Origin of the sequence: Rhizobium sp. CFBP 13726, from assembly GCF_014841925.1 — a bacterium.
GTDB lineage: Bacteria > Pseudomonadota > Alphaproteobacteria > Rhizobiales > Rhizobiaceae > Neorhizobium > Neorhizobium soli.
In genome coordinates this window covers 181,755-197,697 of sequence record NZ_JACYUU010000001.1, presented here as the reverse complement: position 1 = coordinate 197,697, position 15,943 = coordinate 181,755, and the positions used below count along the sequence as shown (strand labels likewise).

Below are 15,943 nucleotides of genomic sequence, written 5' to 3'. Positions count from 1 at the left end.
GCTGTGCTGATGTTTGTTGCGGCGGCGACGTTTGCGCATGCAGCCGAGCCCGTGAAAATCTCGCGCGACGATACCGCGCTCGATCTCACCCGCACCACCGACATCTACGCCAACCAGGGCGAGGCCTTTCAGGTGTCCACGGCCGCTGCTGCCGACGGCATCCGTCGCCGCATCGAGGTGCGCGCGTCTTCGCCGTCGCACCAAGGCGACTGGGCCGTTTTCGCGCTCTCCAACGTTTCGGAAGAGCAGCTGGAGCGGGTGATCGTCGCGCCGCACTTCCGGCTCGTGAATTCCAAGGTTTTCTGGCCGGATCTCGGCTCGCAGCGCATCATCTCGATCACGCCATCGGAAGGGTTTGCGCTCGACCGCATTGCCAGCCCCGATGCCGACGTGTTCCGCATCACGCTCAATCCGGGCGCCACGATCACCTTCGTCGCCGAGCTTTCGACGCCGGCGCTGCCGCAGATCTATCTCTGGCAGCCGGATGCCTACAAAGATTCGGTCAACTCGTTCACGCTCTACAAGGGCATCGTGCTCGGCATTGCCGGTCTGCTTGCGGTGTTCCTGACCATCCTGTTCGTGGTCAAGGGAACATCCATGCTGCCGGCGGCGGCAGCCCTTGCCTGGGCGGTGCTTGCCTATATCTGCGTCGACTTCGGGTTTCTCGATAAGCTCATCAGCGTGACATCGTCCGACGAGCGAATATGGCGTGCCGCAGCCGAAGTGGCGCTTGCCTCGTCGCTCGTCATCTTTCTGTTTACCTATCTCAACCTCAATCGCTGGCACGTGCATCTGGGCTATGCGACGCTTGCCTGGGTGGCCGGCCTCGTGCTCCTCGGCGGTGTGGCGATCTACGACCCATCCGTTGCATCCGGTATCGCGCGGCTTTCGTTTGCGCTGACCGGCACTGTCGGCATCCTCCTGATCGTCTATCTCGGCTTCAACCGCTATGACCGCGCCATTCTTCTGGTTCCGACCTGGGCGCTGCTGCTGGTCTGGCTGTTCGGGGGATGGCTGACTGTCACCGGCCAGCTCGACAACGACATCGTGCAGCCGGCGCTTGGCGGCGGACTGGTTCTGATCGTGCTTCTGATCGGCTTTACCGTGATGCAGCACGCCTTTGCCGGCGGCGCCTACCAGCAGGGTCTGTTTTCCGATCTGGAGCGGCAGTCGCTGGCGCTGACCGGTTCGGGCGACACCGTGTGGGACTGGGATGTGGCGCGCGACCGCGTGGTGACTACGCCCGACATCTCGACGCGGCTTGGCCTCGAGCAAGGCTCCATGCACGGGCCGGTGCGCAACTGGCTGCCGCGGCTTCATCCCGATGACCGCGACCGGTTCCGCGCCACGCTGGACGTGCTTCTGGAACATCGCCGCGGCCGGTTGAACCACGAATTCCGGATTCGCGCAGAAGACGGGCATTTCCACTGGCTGCAGATCCGCGCACGGCCGGTGCTCGGCTCAAACGGCGAAATCATCCGCTGCGTCGGCACCGTCATCGATGTGACCGAGCAGAAGAACTCGATCGAGCGTCTGCTGCAGGACGCGATGCATGACAACCTGACCGGGTTGCCGAACCGCCAGGTATTCCTCGACCGTCTGCAATCGGTACTGACGCTGGCACCCGGCGACGGGCATCTGCGCCCAACCGTCATGGCGATCGATATCGACCGCTACAAGCAGGTCAACGACTCGCTTGGAATTGCCGCAGGCGACAACATTCTGATCGCGCTGACGCGGCGCCTGCGTCGTCTCTTGAAGCCACAGGATACGCTGGCACGGCTTGCCGGCGACCAGTTCGGCCTCATCCTTGTGTCCGAGCGGGACCCGGGCAAGGTCGCGGATTTCGCCGATGCGGTGTCCAAGGCAATCATGGTGCCGATCAACTTCGCCAATCGCGAGATCGTCCTCACCGCCTCGATCGGCCTAGCCTCCTGGGTAGATCAGCAGGAAAGCGCCCCGGGACTTCTCGCCGATGCGGAACTGGCGATGTACCGGGCCAAGCGCGCCGGCGGCAATCGCGTCGAACCGTTCCGTCCGGCATTCCGCTCGACCGGTACCGATCGTCTGCAGATCGAAACCGACCTTCGCCGCGCCATCGAGCGACGCGAACTGACACTCGCATACCAGCCGATCATCCGGCTTGTGGATGGCGAGATTGCCGGCTTCGAAGCGCTGATGCGTTGGGAACATCCCAAACGCGGCAGCATTCCGCCCTCCGAATTCATTCCGATCGCCGAAATGTCGGACCTGATCGGCCCTCTCGGCCTCTTTGCGATGGAACGGGCGGCCTCAGACCTCACGTCCTGGCAGGCACAAACCGGTTCGCTGCCGATCTTCGTATCCGTCAACGTCTCGAGTGCGCAGCTCCTGAACGCCGATCTCTACAATGACGTCCGGGCGCTGTTGCAGCGGACGCAGGTGGCGCCGGGCCAGCTCAAGCTGGAGCTGACGGAGTCTCTGATGATGGAGAACCCGGAACAGGCACGTCTTGTTCTGGCCAAGCTCAAAGAGACCGGCCTCAGCCTCGCGCTCGACGACTTCGGTACCGGATACTCTTCGCTCGGCTATCTCACGCAGTTCCCGTTCGACACGATCAAGCTCGACCAGTCGCTGGTGCGCGATGCAACCGACAAGCGCGCAGTGCTGCTGCGCTCGGTCATCGCCATGGCGCGGGCGCTCGAGATGGACGTGGTGGCTGAGGGTATTCAGACCGACGAAGACGCGGCGGAACTTGCCAAGATGGGCTGCCATTTCGGCCAGAGCTACCTGTTCGGCCCGCCGGCGACGACGGATGCGATTGGCCGACTGCTGAAAGAACGGTTTCCGCTGACGAAACGGGCTTGAGTTCCGACTTTCTCATCCTGCCCTTGTGGCGGGGATGAGGGAGACGAGCAGCCCGACAGGCCTGATGTCAGGCCCGTCCGCTTGCATAGAGCCTGATCACACAGCCGTTGCCATCGCGGCGCCGCTCATGGCTTCCCAAGTCGCGCCCGGATGCTGACGGCGGTTTTCCTGGATCATGTCGTGGATGAACTGCAGCTTGGTGGTGACCGCCGGGGCGAGGATGAACGGATAGAGATCCGGCACACCCATGGCGCGGTGGATGCTGTTCAATGCCATGCTGAACGGAATCCACGCCCGAACGAGCTGCTCGGCGCTCGCTGCCTCGTAGGGCTGGAAAGCAACTTCTGCCGCCAGTTCGCCGTGGCGTCTCGGATCGATCGACAGGCCGTAGGCGCGTGCCATTTCCAGCGTATCGACGATATGGATGTAGTGGGCGAAGGTTTCGGCAAAATCCTCCCACGGATGCGAGCTCGCATAGGTGCTGATATAGGACTGTTGCCAGCCAACCGGCGGGCCTTCTTCGTAGTTGCGGCGCAACGCGTCGGCATAATCCATCGTCTCGTCGCCGAACACGGCGCGGAATGCATCGGTCCTGCCGCCGTCGCGGATAAGATTGTCCCAGATGTAGTGGCCGGTCTCGTGGCGGAAATGGCCAAGCATCGTGCGATAAGGCTCGTTCATGGATATTCGGATCTGCTCGCGCGTCGCGTCGTCGGCTTCGGCAGCGCGGATGGCGATGAGGCCGTCTTCGTGGCCGGTCATGGCGGGCTTCACCGTTCCATCCGGCTGGATCTCGTCGATCAGGAAATCGAAGACGAGGCCGCCCTGCGGATCTTCTTCGCGGTTGGTGCGCGGCAGGTTCCATTTCATCAGCGAATAGAACAGATGGCGCTGCGCCTGGCTGATGCGACGCCACTGGTCGAGCCCCTCCTCGGTCGAGGCGTCAGGCACCAGGCGGTTGTGCCGGCAAGCCGGGCAAAACGGGTTCGGGTCCTCGGCAACGACCGTCCAGTTGCAGATATCCAGGCTGCTGTTGGCACAGAGCCTCACCTTGCTGTCGAGGTCACCGAACAGGTGCCAGGTCGGGTCCGCCACGGGGGCGTCGGGACCCGAAACCATCTCGTCCTGCTCCAGAGCCATGATGGCAAGCTTTTCCGGAACGAAAGCCAGTTTGTAACCGCAGTGGACGCAGTTGCGATTGTCGAAATAAACCGGTTGGCCGCAGTGATCGCAGTCGAAGAGGCGCATGGACAGATCCGCTAGACGAAGTGGAAGTTGGGGTGAACTGAATTCTGGATGATAAAAAACCTGCCCCGGTAGGACCGGAACAGGTTTCTGGATTTGGCGGATTCGGATCGCTTAGGCGCGATCAACGATGTCCTTGCCGGCTTCCTTGATCTTACCCTTGGCCTGCTGGGCTTCGCCCTTGGCTTCCTGGGCAGCGCCCTTGGCTTCCAGCTCGTGGTTGTCGGTCATGTCGCCGACAGCCTGCTTGACCTTACCGGAGACTTCATTGCCCATTCCGGAAATTTTATCGCTGGTGCTACCCATAGTGTTTCTCCTTGAGCTTAGCGGCATCGTTTTCGATGTCTTGCGCTAGGAGAACTCCGAGCCTTGGCAGTTCGTTCCGGCATCGCTCAAGAATTTCAGAAATTCAGGCGTGGCCGGCGTCGGAGGACAGCATTGCGGGCGTCACGCCCATCGAGGCGAGCGCGCGCTCGTACTTGTCTTCCAGCGTCGTACCGAAGATCAGATCTTCGCTGGCCGGGCAGTTCAGCCAGCCGTTGCTGGAAATCTCCCGCTCCAGCTGTCCTGCACCCCAGCCTGCGTAACCGAGCAGCATGGTGGCGCGTGATGGCCCCCTGCCGTCACAGATGGCGCGGATGATATCGAGCGTGGCGGTGAGCGAGATATCGTCGCTGACGGGAATGGAGGATTCGCTCGAGAAGTCGTCGGAATGCAGCACGAAGCCGCGACCGGTTTCCACCGGACCTCCAGACAGGATCGGGAACTCACGGCATTCGTGCGGGAGAGCGATGATCTCGTGCTCGTCCAAGAGCTTGAGGTGCCGCAACACTTCCGTGAAGGAAATTTCCTGGGCGCGGTTGATGATAAACCCCATGGCGCCGGCCGGAGAATGGGCGCAGACATAGATGACCGTGCGGGAGAAATTGGTATCCTGCATGCTCGGCATCGCAATCAGGAACTGTCCGTCAAGAAAGCCGCGTTCGCGACCGCCCTTGCCGCCGTCGTCCTGAGCACCCGAGAGAAGCGAAAAAGCCATCATGCCTCCACCTGCAGCGCTTTGAAACCTATTCTAGCAAAACTGCGGCCGTTTGAAATGTCTGTACTGACTGTCTTTGAAGGCCGGGCTCGCCTGGTTGTGAGAGCGTGCCGTGGCTGCTGCTTCACAGCAGCGTTCCTGAAACATGGGGCACGAACCGCGGCGATCAACGGAAAATGATCCTGTTTTTCGAAAGCGCTGCTGGTTCGTTCAACATTTAACGGTTAATCCCTGAGCGATGAGGAGCCTGACCCCAATTCGAACCACAACCGCAAACCTGTTGCTTGGTGCTGCCATCTGCCTTGGATTGCAGACGGCGGCGGCCGATGCTCTGGCGGAAATGACGCCCTGGGCCACCAACGAGGGCGGCCGCATGCGGATCGTCACCATGCCTCCAGAGCCCGATGGAACCGTGCGCGGGGCTCTGCAGATCGAGCCGAAGGATGGCTGGATCACCTATTGGAAAGAGCCGGGTGAAGCGGGCATTCCGCCGCAACTGACATTTTCGCGCGAAAGCGGGATCACCTCCCAGACGATGTCCTATCCGGTTCCAAAGCTGATCACCAACGGTGACGTGACCGACATCGGCTATGATCGCGCCGTGGCATTTCCGTTTGCGCTGAAGCTCGACAAGCCGACCAAGGCGGGGCAAGCCTCACAGGTCTTGCCGTTGGGGGCAGCAAGCATCGACGTTTCCGCGTTTATCGGCATTTGCCGTAATATCTGCATACCCTTCCAGGCCGAATTCTCTCTGCCGATGAAAGCGGTCCGGGGCACGCCGGTGGAAGAGGCAATGATCCTCAACGCCGCCAGTGCCGCACTCCCCTCGCCTCCGGCCAACGATTTTGCCGTGACTGATTATGCGATGGTGAAGGGCGGAAAGGTTCTACGGCTGACGCTGCGGCTGCCGGACAGTGCGACCGCGCCGCCGCAGGTGGTGGTGACCGGTCCCGAGGGGCATGTCCTGTTCGAAAGCGTCGATGCGAAGCGGCAGGGTCATGCCTATACGCTGGATATGCCGGTGGGCAAATTGCCTGACAATCACGACATCAGCGGCAAACGGTGGGGCATTCTGGCGACCAGCGGCAGTCGGTCCATGGAGACGTCCATCGTTTTCGACTGAGACCCCTCCCGTCTTCGCTTGCCTCTTGCCGACCGCGACCTATAGTTCCGCCGAACGGCAAACTTCAAGCAAACAGGAGATCCCATGACCATCGCCATCGGTGAAAAACTACCCAGCGCCACCTTCAAGGAAAAGACTGCTGACGGCCCGGTCGAGATCTCGACGGACGCGCTGTTTGCCGGCAAGAAGGTCGTGCTGTTTGCGGTACCTGGCGCCTTCACGCCCACCTGCACGCTGAACCACCTGCCCGGCTATCTCGACAATCGCGACGCGCTGCTTGCCAAGGGCGTCGACGACATCGCCGTCGTTGCCGTCAACGACTGGCATGTAATGGGCGCCTGGGCACAGCAGACCGGCGGCATGGACAAGATCCATTTTCTGGCCGACTGGGACGGTGCCTTTACCAAGGCGATGGGCCTTGATGCCGATCTTTCCGCCGGCGGGCTTGGCGTGCGCTCCAAGCGCTACGCGATGCTGGTCGAGGACGGTGTGGTGAAGTCACTCGACATCGAGGAAAGCCCTGGCCAGGCCACCGTCTCGGGTGCCGACGCGATGCTGGAACGCCTCTAAGTCAATTAGTATTCCATGAGATCGTTTGAGGGGCTCATGCCCCTCATTCCCATTGCGCATGAGACGATGCGAGGGGCTAGAGCCCGCCTCGAACCATTACACTGCCATATCGAAAACCATCAGGCCCGACACGCCGCCATCGGATGCGGCGACAATTCGTTCGGCGACGGTAATATGGTCGGGATGGACGAGATAGGCGTCACGGCTTTCCAGCGTGTCGAAGGTGACGATGAAGCCGTCGAGGAAGCCGCCGTTCAGGCCTTCCGATGAGGCGTTCGGGCCGGACTTGACATCGACAATGCCGGGAATGAGCGTTTTGAGGCCGTGAACGGCGTCGTAGATTTCCTGCTTCTCTGCCAGCTGCAATGCAGTCTTGAAGCGCATGAAGACGCAATGAAGGATCATCGGTGGGTCCACCCTATGGCTGTTCTGTATGGCGCGAAATCGTCGTGGAGCCTGCTTCAACGCTATGCCCGACGGGAAACCGCTTCGCACCTTTGCTGCAAACCACCCCCAAGAGCAACCGCTACTTTCTCTTGAAAGGCGCCATGCCGGTGCGGGCCAGTTCGTCGGCGCGTTCGTTTTCCGGATGGCCTGCATGGCCCTTGACCCAGTGCCATTTGACCTTGTGGCGCTGGTTGGCGACATCGAGCTGCTGCCACAGCTCACCGTTCTTGACGGGCTTCTTGTCGGCCGTCTTCCAGCCGTTCTTCTTCCAGCCGAAGATCCACTTGGAAATGCCGTCCATCACGTATTTGCTGTCGGTGTGAAGATCGACCTCGCACGTGTCCTTGAGCGCGTTGAGGGCGCTGATGGCCGCCATGAGTTCCATGCGGTTGTTGGTCGTTTCGGCCTCGCCGCCAGACAGTTCCTTGGTGGTTTCGCCGTAACGCAGGATGGCGCCCCAGCCACCCGGGCCGGGATTGCCGGAACAAGCGCCGTCGGTGAAAATGTCGACCTGTTTCATGATGTCAGTCCATAATCTGCAGCAGAGGAAATGCCGCGGTGGAACCGCAGCTTGCGGAGGTATTCGAGCGGATCCTTCTTGACCACCAGCGCGCCCTCGGGCGTCGTCAGCCAATCATAGAGGCGGGTCAGAAAGAAGCGCAGGGCCGAGCCGCGGGCAAGCACCGGCAATGCGGCGATCTCCGCATCAGACAGTGGCCGGACGCTGCGATATCCTTCCAGCATCGCCATACCCTTCTCAACGTTATAGCTGCCGTCCGCTTCGAAGCACCAGGCATTGAGGCAGATGGATACGTCGTAGGCTAAGAGATCGTTGCAGGCGAAGTAGAAGTCGATGAGGCCGGAAAGTTCGTCGCCGAGGAAGAAGACGTTGTCCTGAAACAGATCCGCATGGATGACACCCGCCGGCAGATCCTTCGGCCAATGGGCGGCGAGAAATTCCAGTTCCGAGGTGATCTCGTCCTGCAGCCCCGTTTCGACCTCGTCGGCGCGGTCCGCGGATTTCTCCCACAGGACCTTCCAGCCATCGAGCGACAGCGCATTGGGGCGCTTGATCTTAAACCCTTCGCCGGCGAGATGCATCTGCGCCAGCGCCTTGCCGACCTCGCGGCAGTGCCTCGCCTCCGGCCGTCTCAGCCACATGCCCTCGAGAAACGAGATGAGGGCCGCCGGCCGGGTCGAGAGTTCGCCTAGCAACTGCCCGTCGCGGCGTGGCAAAGGCAGCGGGCAGGACAGACCCCGATCGGCCAGGTGCTGCATCAGGCCCAGAAAGAACGGCAGGTCGGATTTCTCGACGCGTTTTTCATACAGCGTCAGGATCAGCGGATCACGTGTGGTGTGGAGCAGGAAATTCGAGTTCTCGACGCCCTCGGCAATGCCCTTGTAGGACGTGAGCTCCCCGACATCATATTCGGCCAGGAACCGGTTCAGGTCGATTTCGGTGATATCGGTATAGACGGCCAAGATTTCGTCCCGCTGATGATCGTTGCGCTGGATCTCTTCCTAGCGGCTTGGCCGATGCTTCGCTAGGGGCGAAGGCGGTTCATCCAGCGGAGAGAGGGCGCTCGCCGTTGACCCAGGCCATGTCTTCGATGGTGAGGGGGACGGAGCGGAGTTCGCGGTTGACGAGGAAGTTTTCGGTTTCCTCGGCGGTGATCGCAAGCTCGATTTCGGCCGAAAACCTCTGCTTGAAGGCTTCGATGATTTCGTCGACGATGACTTCCGGGGCAGAGGCGCCGGCGGATAGGCCGAGCGTCTGGATCTGGCCGATCTCATCCCAGTTCAGCTCGGAGGCGCGCTGCACCAGGATCGAGCGTCTGGCGCCGGCCCGCAGAGCGACTTCGACGAGACGCTTGGAGTTCGACGAGTTCGGTGCGCCGACCACGATGAAGAGATCGCAGCCGGGTGCTGCTTCCTTGACGGCTTCCTGGCGGTTGGTGGTGGCGTAGCAGATGCTGTCGGCTGCGGGTGCCGTCAGGTTCGGGAAGCGTTCCTGCAGCTTGGCGATGACACCGGCCGTATCATCCACTGACAGCGTCGTCTGGGTAACGTAACCGAGATTGTCAGGATCGGCGGGGATATAGGCTTCGGCATCGGCGATCGTGTCGACGAGCGAGACCGTGCCTTCCGGCAACTGGCCCATTGTGCCGATCACTTCCGGATGTCCAGCATGGCCGATCAGGACCACATGGCGGCCCAGCCGCTGGTGGCGCATCGCCTGCTTGTGGACTTTTGAGACGAGCGGGCATGTGGCATCGAGATAGAAAAGATTGCGGGCCTGGGCATCCTCGGGCACCGATTTCGGCACGCCATGAGCGGAAAATACCACCGGCTGTTGGCGATGCTCCGCCGGGATCTCGTCCAGCTCCTCGACGAAGACGGCGCCCTTGGCTTCCAGTCCCTCGACGACATAGCGGTTGTGGACGATCTCGTGGCGGACATAGACCGGCGCGCCATAGGCTTTCAGCGCCAGCACGACGATCTGGATTGCCCGATCGACGCCGGCGCAAAAGCCGCGCGGACCGCAGAGGCGGATCGTGAGAGCCGGTTTTGTGACCTGGATGTTCATGTCGCTTCCGTGAGCCGTTGCAGCCCCCATATAGGCGAGCCGGCTCCGCCTCGCCAAGAAAAAAGTGACGGCTATGGCGTCGCAGGCTTGGCACGGCGCCACCAGGCGCCGATGACGACCGCCACGAGTGCTGCTGCCAGCCCGTACCAGGTGAAGGCATATTGGAGGTGGCTGTTGGGGAGATCGAACTGGGTGACGCCGCCCTTCGGCCAGCCGCCGGGATTTTGAACCAGATCATCCACATCGACAAAGAACGGCAGGGTTTTGGCCGGATCGAGACCTGATGACGACGCCATGACGTCGAGATCCTTCCAGAAGAAGATGTTCTTGGCGATATCGTTGTCGGGCACGATGGAGGATGGCTTTTGCGCCAGACGGCTGCGGGCATAACCGGTCAGCCGCTGCTCGCCAGCAACTTCGCCGGCGGTGCGCGTCGAAACCTCCTTCATCTCGTAGGGAATGAAACCGCGATTGACGAGGATTGCGCGGCCATCGGAAAGGATCAGCGGCGTGTAGACGTAGAAACCAGTCTGGCCTTGGAACGTGGCGAAGAAATGCCGTTCTTTCGTGTGGTCGGACGTGCCTGAAAGCGCGACGCGGCGGTATTCGATATCGCCGCCATCCGCCGCGATCCGCTCGATGTCTGCCAGCGGTACGGGATCTGCGCTGCGCCGCTCGGCGATATCGGCGAGCAGGCCTTCCTTCCAGTGCAGCCGTTCCATCTGCCAGGTGCCGAGAGCAAGGAGGATGGCGAGCGAGGCCAGGATGAGGGTGATTGTGGCGATGGTGCGCACAAGACTGCGGGAGCGCCTTGAAGAGGCCGGCTGTCGCTCGGTCAACTGATGCATGCTAGACCAGCTCGATACGGAGATTGCGGCCGACAGCTGTCGCAGCACGGCGCAACGTCAGAAGGGTAACCGAGGGATTGTTCGGGTCGAGCAATCGATCAAGCTGCTGACGGCTGGAATTCATCCGCTCGGCCATAGCAGTCTTCGTGAGGCCTTCCTGTTGCATGGCCGCCCGTAACTGGTCGGCAATCACCTGTTTCAGGGCAATCGTCTCGGTTTCCTCCAGCAGGCCATCGGCTTCAAGGAAATCGTCGAAAGTCTCTGTCCTGTCGATATAGCCCTTTTGCTCCGTCATAGTTCCACATCCCGTTTTCGTGCCAGCGCGAGGTCAAGATCCTGAGCCGGTGTCTTCTGGGTCTTCTTTTCAAAGCCGTGGAGAAGGATCATCTCACCCTCTTGAATGAAAAAGATCACCCGTGCGATGCGCCCGCCGGAGAGGTTGGTCCGAACTTCCCACAGTCCATTTCCGAGAGAGCGGCAATAGGGCATGCCCAACGGCCAGCCAAACTCGACCCTTTGGATATCGATACCGATCTGCCGCCTGTCTTCTCTCGTGAGATCCATCAGCCAATCGCGCACCGGCCTGCGCCCGTGTGCGGTCGCGTAGAACCTTCCGACGATCTTTTTCGGCAAATCCGTCATCACGGCGCATTGTACCAATTTTGGTACACTTTCGCAACAAAAAAGGGCGGCATCGGCCGCCCTTCGAAGTGTCGTTTGTTCTCAATGCGCCAGCGGTGCGCCCCAGCCGCCCCAGATGTAGATGGAGAAGAACAGGAACAGCCAGACGACGTCGACGAAGTGCCAGTACCAGGCGGCTGCTTCGAAGCCGAAGTGTTTTTCCGAGGTGAAGCCGCCGTTCATGGCTCTGATGAGGCAGACCAGCAGGAAGATGGTGCCGACCAGAACGTGGAAACCGTGGAAGCCGGTGGCCATGAAGAACGTGGCGCCATAGATCGAATTGGCGAATTCGAACGGGGCGTGGGCATATTCGTAGGCCTGCACGAACGAGAACAGCACGCCGAGTGCGACTGTCAGTGACAGGCCGGTGACGAGGCCCTTCCGATCGTTGTGCAACAGCGCGTGGTGAGCCCAGGTGACGCAGGTGCCTGACAGCAGCAGGATGATCGTGTTATAGAGCGGCAGATGCCATGGATCGAGAACCTCGATGCCCTTTGGCGGCCATTGTCCGCCGAGAACCTGTGTTCTGGACGCCTGGATCGCCTCGTTGGCATAAAGGCTTGCGTCGAAGAAGGCCCAGAACCAGGCGACGAAGAACATCACCTCCGACGCGATGAACATGATCATGCCATAGCGCAGATGCAGCGACACGACGCGCGTATGGGCGCCCGCATTGCCTTCCTTGATTGTATCCGACCACCAACCGATCATCACATAGATGACGATCGCCAGACCTATGTAGAAGACCCACGGTGTCGCGAGGTTCATTCCGAATATGTGGAATTCCGAACCCTTCAGGTAGCGCATGTATCCGACGCCGCCGAACGCCATGACGAAGGCGCCGATCGAGGCGAGAAGCGGCCAAGGGCTGGGGTCGATAATGTGATAATCGTGGTTCTTCTGGTGCGCTTCTGCCATGCCTGCCCCTCCCAAGGGTGCTTACCGCAAGTGTTCCACCCGCCAAAAACGACGGGCCATTTCTAGAGCTTACTGCCCTTATCCTGCACTTCATTCCGCAAGGCCGCAACCGGCTTCGGTGGCGGCTCTTTCCCCGGATAGAAGGTGTAGGACAGGGTAATGGTCTTGATGTTCTTCGTCTCGTTCGCCTTGACGATCTCCGGATCGACGAAGAAGACGACCGGCATATCGATCGTCTGGCCCGGCTGCAGCGTCTGCTCGGTGAAGCAGAAGCACTGGACCTTGTTGAAATAGACCGCCGCCTCCATGGGGGTGACGTTGAAGACCGCGGTTCCAGTCGTCGCCACCGGCGAACGGTTCTTGGCGGTAAACGACACCTGGCCGGTTTCGCCGATCTTCAGTTCCACCGGTTTCGACGGCTTGAAATCCCAGTTCAGGCCGGGCGACACATTGGCGTCGAACGTGACCTTGATGGTCTTCTCGAGGATCGTATCGGAATATTGCTCGCTGCGCTGGGTGGTGCCGTTATAGCCGGTGACCTGACAGAAGAGGCGGTAGAGCGGTACGGACGCATAGGCGGCGCCCACCATGCAGGTGACGAACACAGCGCAGCCGGCAAAGATCGCGGCATTGCTGACCCGCTTTGCCTGACCATGGCCCGGCCGTTGGGCGTTGCCCTGACCATTCCCGTGAACCTCTCCTCCCATGTGCCTCCTCCTCAAGCTTTCTGGGTCAGTTGCCGACGCCGCCGACTTTGACCAGCGTCATCACGTAGAAAAGGACGACCAGCCCTGCGAGGACCAGTCCCAGCGCCACATTTCTGTTGCGGCGGGACTTTCTCTGGGCGTCGTTGAGCTTGACGGTGTCAATCATAGAAGGCTTCCGATCAGGGTCGCCACACCGGCTGCCGCGTGGTCGGCAAGCAGCGCGGAAAAGATGATGAAGAGATAGAAGATCGAGTAGCCGAACATCTTGCGCGCCGGCACCATCCGCTCGTCGCCTTCAGGCATGCGCAGGACAGAGATGGAACAGGCAATGAAGATCAGCCCCAGCACGCCGGCAAAGATGCCGTAGCCGATGCTGGCAAGGCCGGTGAAGCTGGGGGCAACGCCGAGAACAGCGGTCAGAACCGCATAGGCGAGCATCTGGATCTTCGTGGAACGCTCGCCGGCAACGTTCGGCATCATCGGCACGCCGACCGAGCCGTAATCGCGCATCTTGTAGAGCGCCAGCGCCCAGAAATGGGCCGGCGTCCAGAGGAAGATGATGAGGAACAGGATGACGCTGTCGAGCGAGATTCCGCCGGTGACGCAGGCCCAGCCGATCATGGGCGGGAAGGCGCCGGAAGCACCGCCGATGACGATGTTCTGCGGCGTCGAGCGCTTCAGCCACATCGTATAGACGACGGCGTAGAAGAAGATGGTGAAGGCGAGCAGGCCGGCGGCCAGCCAGTTGACGGCAAGGCCAAGGATCGCCACGGAAAAGACCGACAGCGTGAGGCCGAAGGCAAGCGCTTCGCTTGGCCGCACGCGACCGTCAGGAATGGGGCGCTTGGCGGTGCGGGTCATGACGGCATCGATATCGGCGTCGTACCACATGTTGAGCGCGCCGGACGCACCGGCGCCAACGGCGATACAGAGGACCGAGATTGCAGCGAGAACCGGATTGAGCGTGCCGGGCGCCAGAACGAGACCTGCGAACGCCGTGAAGACGACGAGCGACATGACCCGCGGCTTCAGAAGTTCGAAGAAATCGCGCGCGCCCGCTTCAGACAGGAACAGGCCTGCGTCATTGCCGAGAGCGTCGCGATCATCGATAACTGTCATGAGACCTAAAAACCTTGCATTTTCGGGGGACAGCGCGTGTCACACGCGATGTCCCTTGTTCGGAACGCTGCCTTTAGCGGATGCGCGGCAGCTGTTCCCACTGGTGGTAAGGCGGCGGCGAAGACAGCTGCCACTCGAGCGTCGTTGCACCTTCACCCCATGGATTGTCGCCGGCAACACGCTTCTTGGCGAAGGCTTCCCAGACGCCGAAGAGGAAGACCAGAACGCCAGCGAAGGAGATGTAGGAACCAATCGAGGAGATGTAGTTCCAGCCCACGAAGGCATCCGGATAGTCGATATAGCGGCGCGGCATGCCGGCGAGGCCGAGGAAATGCTGCGGGAAGAACACGAGGTTCACGCCCACGAACATCACCCAGAAATGCAGGTGTGCCACCTTCTCGCTATACATGTAGCCGAACATTTTCGGGAACCAGTAATACCAGCCGGCAAAGATTGCAAATACGGCGCCGAGCGACAGCACGTAGTGGAAGTGAGCCACCACGTAATAGGTGTCGTGCAGCGACCGGTCGAGGCCGGCATTGGCGAGCTGGACGCCGGTGACGCCGCCCACGGTAAACAGGAAGATGAAGCCGATTGCCCAGACCATCGGCGCCTTGAAGGTGATCGAGCCACCCCACATCGTCGCGATCCAGGAGAAGATCTTGATGCCGGTCGGCACCGCGATGACCATGGTTGCGAAGACGAAGTAGCGCTGCGCGTCGAGCGACAGACCGACCGTGTACATGTGGTGGGCCCAGACGATGAAGCCGACTGCGCCGATCGCCACCATTGCATAGGCCATGCCGAGATAGCCGAAGACCGGCTTTTTCGAGAAGGTCGAGATGATGTGGCTGACGATACCGAAGCCGGGCAGGATCAGGATGTAGACTTCCGGGTGACCGAAGAACCAGAACAGGTGCTGGTAAAGGATCGGATCGCCGCCGCCTTCAGGCGAGAAGAACGTGGTTCCGAAGTTGCGGTCGGTCAGCGCCATGGTGATGGCACCGGCAAGAACCGGCAGCGACAGAAGCAGCAGGAAGGCAGTAACCAGAACGGCCCAGGCAAACAGCGGCATTTTGTGCAGCGTCATGCCCGGGGCGCGCATGTTGAGAATGGTGGTGATGAAGTTGATCGCACCGAGGATCGACGAGGCACCTGCAACGTGGAGCGCAAGGATCGCCAGATCGACGGCCGGACCCGGATGACCCGAGGTCGACAGCGGCGGATACATGGTCCAGCCGCCGCCCGCGCCATAGGCACCGGACGGTCCTTCGACGAACATCGACAGCATCAGAAGCAGGAAGGCCGGGATGATCAGCCAGAAGGAGATGTTGTTCAGACGCGGGAAGGCCATATCAGGCGCGCCGATCATGATCGGCACCATCCAGTTGGCAAAACCGCCGATCATCGCCGGCATGACCATGAAGAAGATCATGATCAGCGCGTGCGCGGTGGTGAACACATTGTACATGTGCTTGCCGCCATCGATCGCGGCATCGCCCTCGAAACCATAGACCATGGACGCCAGGCCGTGGAAGATCTGGATGCCCGGTTCCTGCAGCTCCATGCGCATCGCAACCGACAGGAGGCCGCCGAGGACGCCCGCCATGATCGCGAAGATCAGGTAGAGCGTACCGATATCCTTGTGGTTGGTCGAAAACAGCCAGCGGGCGGCAAAGCCCGGTGTGTGGGAATGATGATCGCCATGCGCATGCGCATCGTCGTGAGACGCGCGAGCATGGGCATCATGAGCATGGTCGTCATGGACGTGAGCGCCATGCGGATCCGTGTGAGTGGTATGTCCGGCCATTA

Annotated in this window: 17 protein-coding genes and 1 pseudogene; 3 read left to right on the top strand and 15 right to left on the bottom strand. The window is 60.9% G+C overall.

Annotated features, from left to right (window positions below):
- Positions 1-33: 33 nt before the first annotated feature.
- Positions 34-2,847 (top strand): annotated as a pseudogene (locus IFT66_RS00930) (EAL domain-containing protein); the annotation flags it as partial.
- A gap of 96 nt (positions 2,848-2,943) precedes the next feature.
- Here IFT66_RS00930 and IFT66_RS00925 read toward each other — a convergent pair.
- The 3 genes from IFT66_RS00925 to IFT66_RS00915 form a co-directional block, all read right to left on the bottom strand.
- Positions 2,944-4,095 carry a zinc-binding metallopeptidase family protein gene (locus IFT66_RS00925; RefSeq protein WP_192076543.1) on the bottom strand — a complete coding sequence of 384 codons (1,152 nt, stop codon included), beginning with the start codon at positions 4,093-4,095 and terminating at the stop codon, positions 2,944-2,946.
- A 111-nt stretch (positions 4,096-4,206) separates the two neighbouring features.
- Complete coding sequence (locus tag IFT66_RS00920) at positions 4,207-4,398, bottom strand: CsbD family protein (RefSeq protein WP_062453615.1); 192 nt, start codon at positions 4,396-4,398, stop codon at positions 4,207-4,209.
- A 103-nt stretch (positions 4,399-4,501) separates the two neighbouring features.
- Positions 4,502-5,131, bottom strand: coding sequence for a YqgE/AlgH family protein (locus IFT66_RS00915; protein ID WP_062579450.1), 630 nt, complete (start codon positions 5,129-5,131; stop codon positions 4,502-4,504).
- Positions 5,132-5,411: 280 nt separating this feature from the next.
- Between IFT66_RS00915 and IFT66_RS00910 the strand changes: the two genes are divergently transcribed.
- Both IFT66_RS00910 and IFT66_RS00905 read left to right on the top strand, forming a co-directional pair.
- Positions 5,412-6,254 carry a protein-disulfide reductase DsbD domain-containing protein gene (locus IFT66_RS00910; protein WP_249406321.1) on the top strand — a complete coding sequence of 281 codons (843 nt, stop codon included), beginning with the start codon at positions 5,412-5,414 and terminating at the stop codon, positions 6,252-6,254.
- Between the two features lie 84 nt (positions 6,255-6,338).
- On the top strand, positions 6,339-6,824 hold the full coding sequence (locus IFT66_RS00905) for a peroxiredoxin (protein ID WP_062453618.1): 486 nt from the start codon (positions 6,339-6,341) through the stop codon (positions 6,822-6,824).
- Between the two features lie 96 nt (positions 6,825-6,920).
- Here IFT66_RS00905 and IFT66_RS00900 read toward each other — a convergent pair whose 3' ends face one another.
- The 12 genes from IFT66_RS00900 to ctaD form a co-directional block, all read right to left on the bottom strand.
- On the bottom strand, positions 6,921-7,229 hold the full coding sequence (locus IFT66_RS00900) for a Dabb family protein (protein WP_192076541.1): 309 nt from the start codon (positions 7,227-7,229) through the stop codon (positions 6,921-6,923).
- A 121-nt stretch (positions 7,230-7,350) separates the two neighbouring features.
- Positions 7,351-7,794: a ribonuclease HI gene (gene rnhA / locus IFT66_RS00895; RefSeq protein ID WP_244474026.1), complete on the bottom strand. Its 444-nt coding sequence runs from the start codon at positions 7,792-7,794 to the stop codon at positions 7,351-7,353.
- Entirely contained in the window at positions 7,788-8,753 is a 966-nt protein-coding gene (locus tag IFT66_RS00890) for a homoserine kinase (protein WP_062579444.1), read from the bottom strand. Before IFT66_RS00890 ends, rnhA begins: the two co-directional genes overlap by 7 nt.
- Before the next feature lie 79 nt (positions 8,754-8,832).
- Positions 8,833-9,858: a 4-hydroxy-3-methylbut-2-enyl diphosphate reductase gene (gene ispH, locus IFT66_RS00885; protein ID WP_062453623.1), complete on the bottom strand. Its 1,026-nt coding sequence runs from the start codon at positions 9,856-9,858 to the stop codon at positions 8,833-8,835.
- Between the two features lie 71 nt (positions 9,859-9,929).
- Positions 9,930-10,697 carry an SURF1 family protein gene (locus IFT66_RS00880; protein ID WP_249406360.1) on the bottom strand — a complete coding sequence of 256 codons (768 nt, stop codon included), beginning with the start codon at positions 10,695-10,697 and terminating at the stop codon, positions 9,930-9,932.
- A 10-nt stretch (positions 10,698-10,707) separates the two neighbouring features.
- Entirely contained in the window at positions 10,708-11,001 is a 294-nt protein-coding gene (locus IFT66_RS00875) for a helix-turn-helix domain-containing protein (RefSeq protein WP_062453624.1), read from the bottom strand.
- On the bottom strand, positions 10,998-11,348 hold the full coding sequence (locus tag IFT66_RS00870; RefSeq protein ID WP_192076539.1) for a type II toxin-antitoxin system RelE/ParE family toxin: 351 nt from the start codon (positions 11,346-11,348) through the stop codon (positions 10,998-11,000). The genes IFT66_RS00875 and IFT66_RS00870 overlap by 4 nt, the downstream gene beginning before the upstream one ends.
- A gap of 81 nt (positions 11,349-11,429) precedes the next feature.
- On the bottom strand, positions 11,430-12,305 hold the full coding sequence (locus tag IFT66_RS00865) for a cytochrome c oxidase subunit 3 (protein ID WP_092661475.1): 876 nt from the start codon (positions 12,303-12,305) through the stop codon (positions 11,430-11,432).
- A gap of 62 nt (positions 12,306-12,367) precedes the next feature.
- Positions 12,368-13,012, bottom strand: a complete 645-nt coding sequence (locus tag IFT66_RS00860) for a cytochrome c oxidase assembly protein (protein WP_113109604.1) — start codon at positions 13,010-13,012, stop codon at positions 12,368-12,370.
- A 25-nt stretch (positions 13,013-13,037) separates the two neighbouring features.
- Positions 13,038-13,178, bottom strand: coding sequence for a hypothetical protein (locus IFT66_RS00855; RefSeq protein ID WP_162734883.1), 141 nt, complete (start codon positions 13,176-13,178; stop codon positions 13,038-13,040).
- Positions 13,175-14,131: a heme o synthase gene (cyoE, locus tag IFT66_RS00850; RefSeq protein ID WP_184653951.1), complete on the bottom strand. Its 957-nt coding sequence runs from the start codon at positions 14,129-14,131 to the stop codon at positions 13,175-13,177. Before cyoE ends, IFT66_RS00855 begins: the two co-directional genes overlap by 4 nt.
- 73 nt (positions 14,132-14,204) lie before the next feature.
- Entirely contained in the window at positions 14,205-15,941 is a 1,737-nt protein-coding gene (ctaD, locus tag IFT66_RS00845; protein ID WP_192076538.1) for a cytochrome c oxidase subunit I, read from the bottom strand.
- Positions 15,942-15,943: the final 2 nt, after the last annotated feature.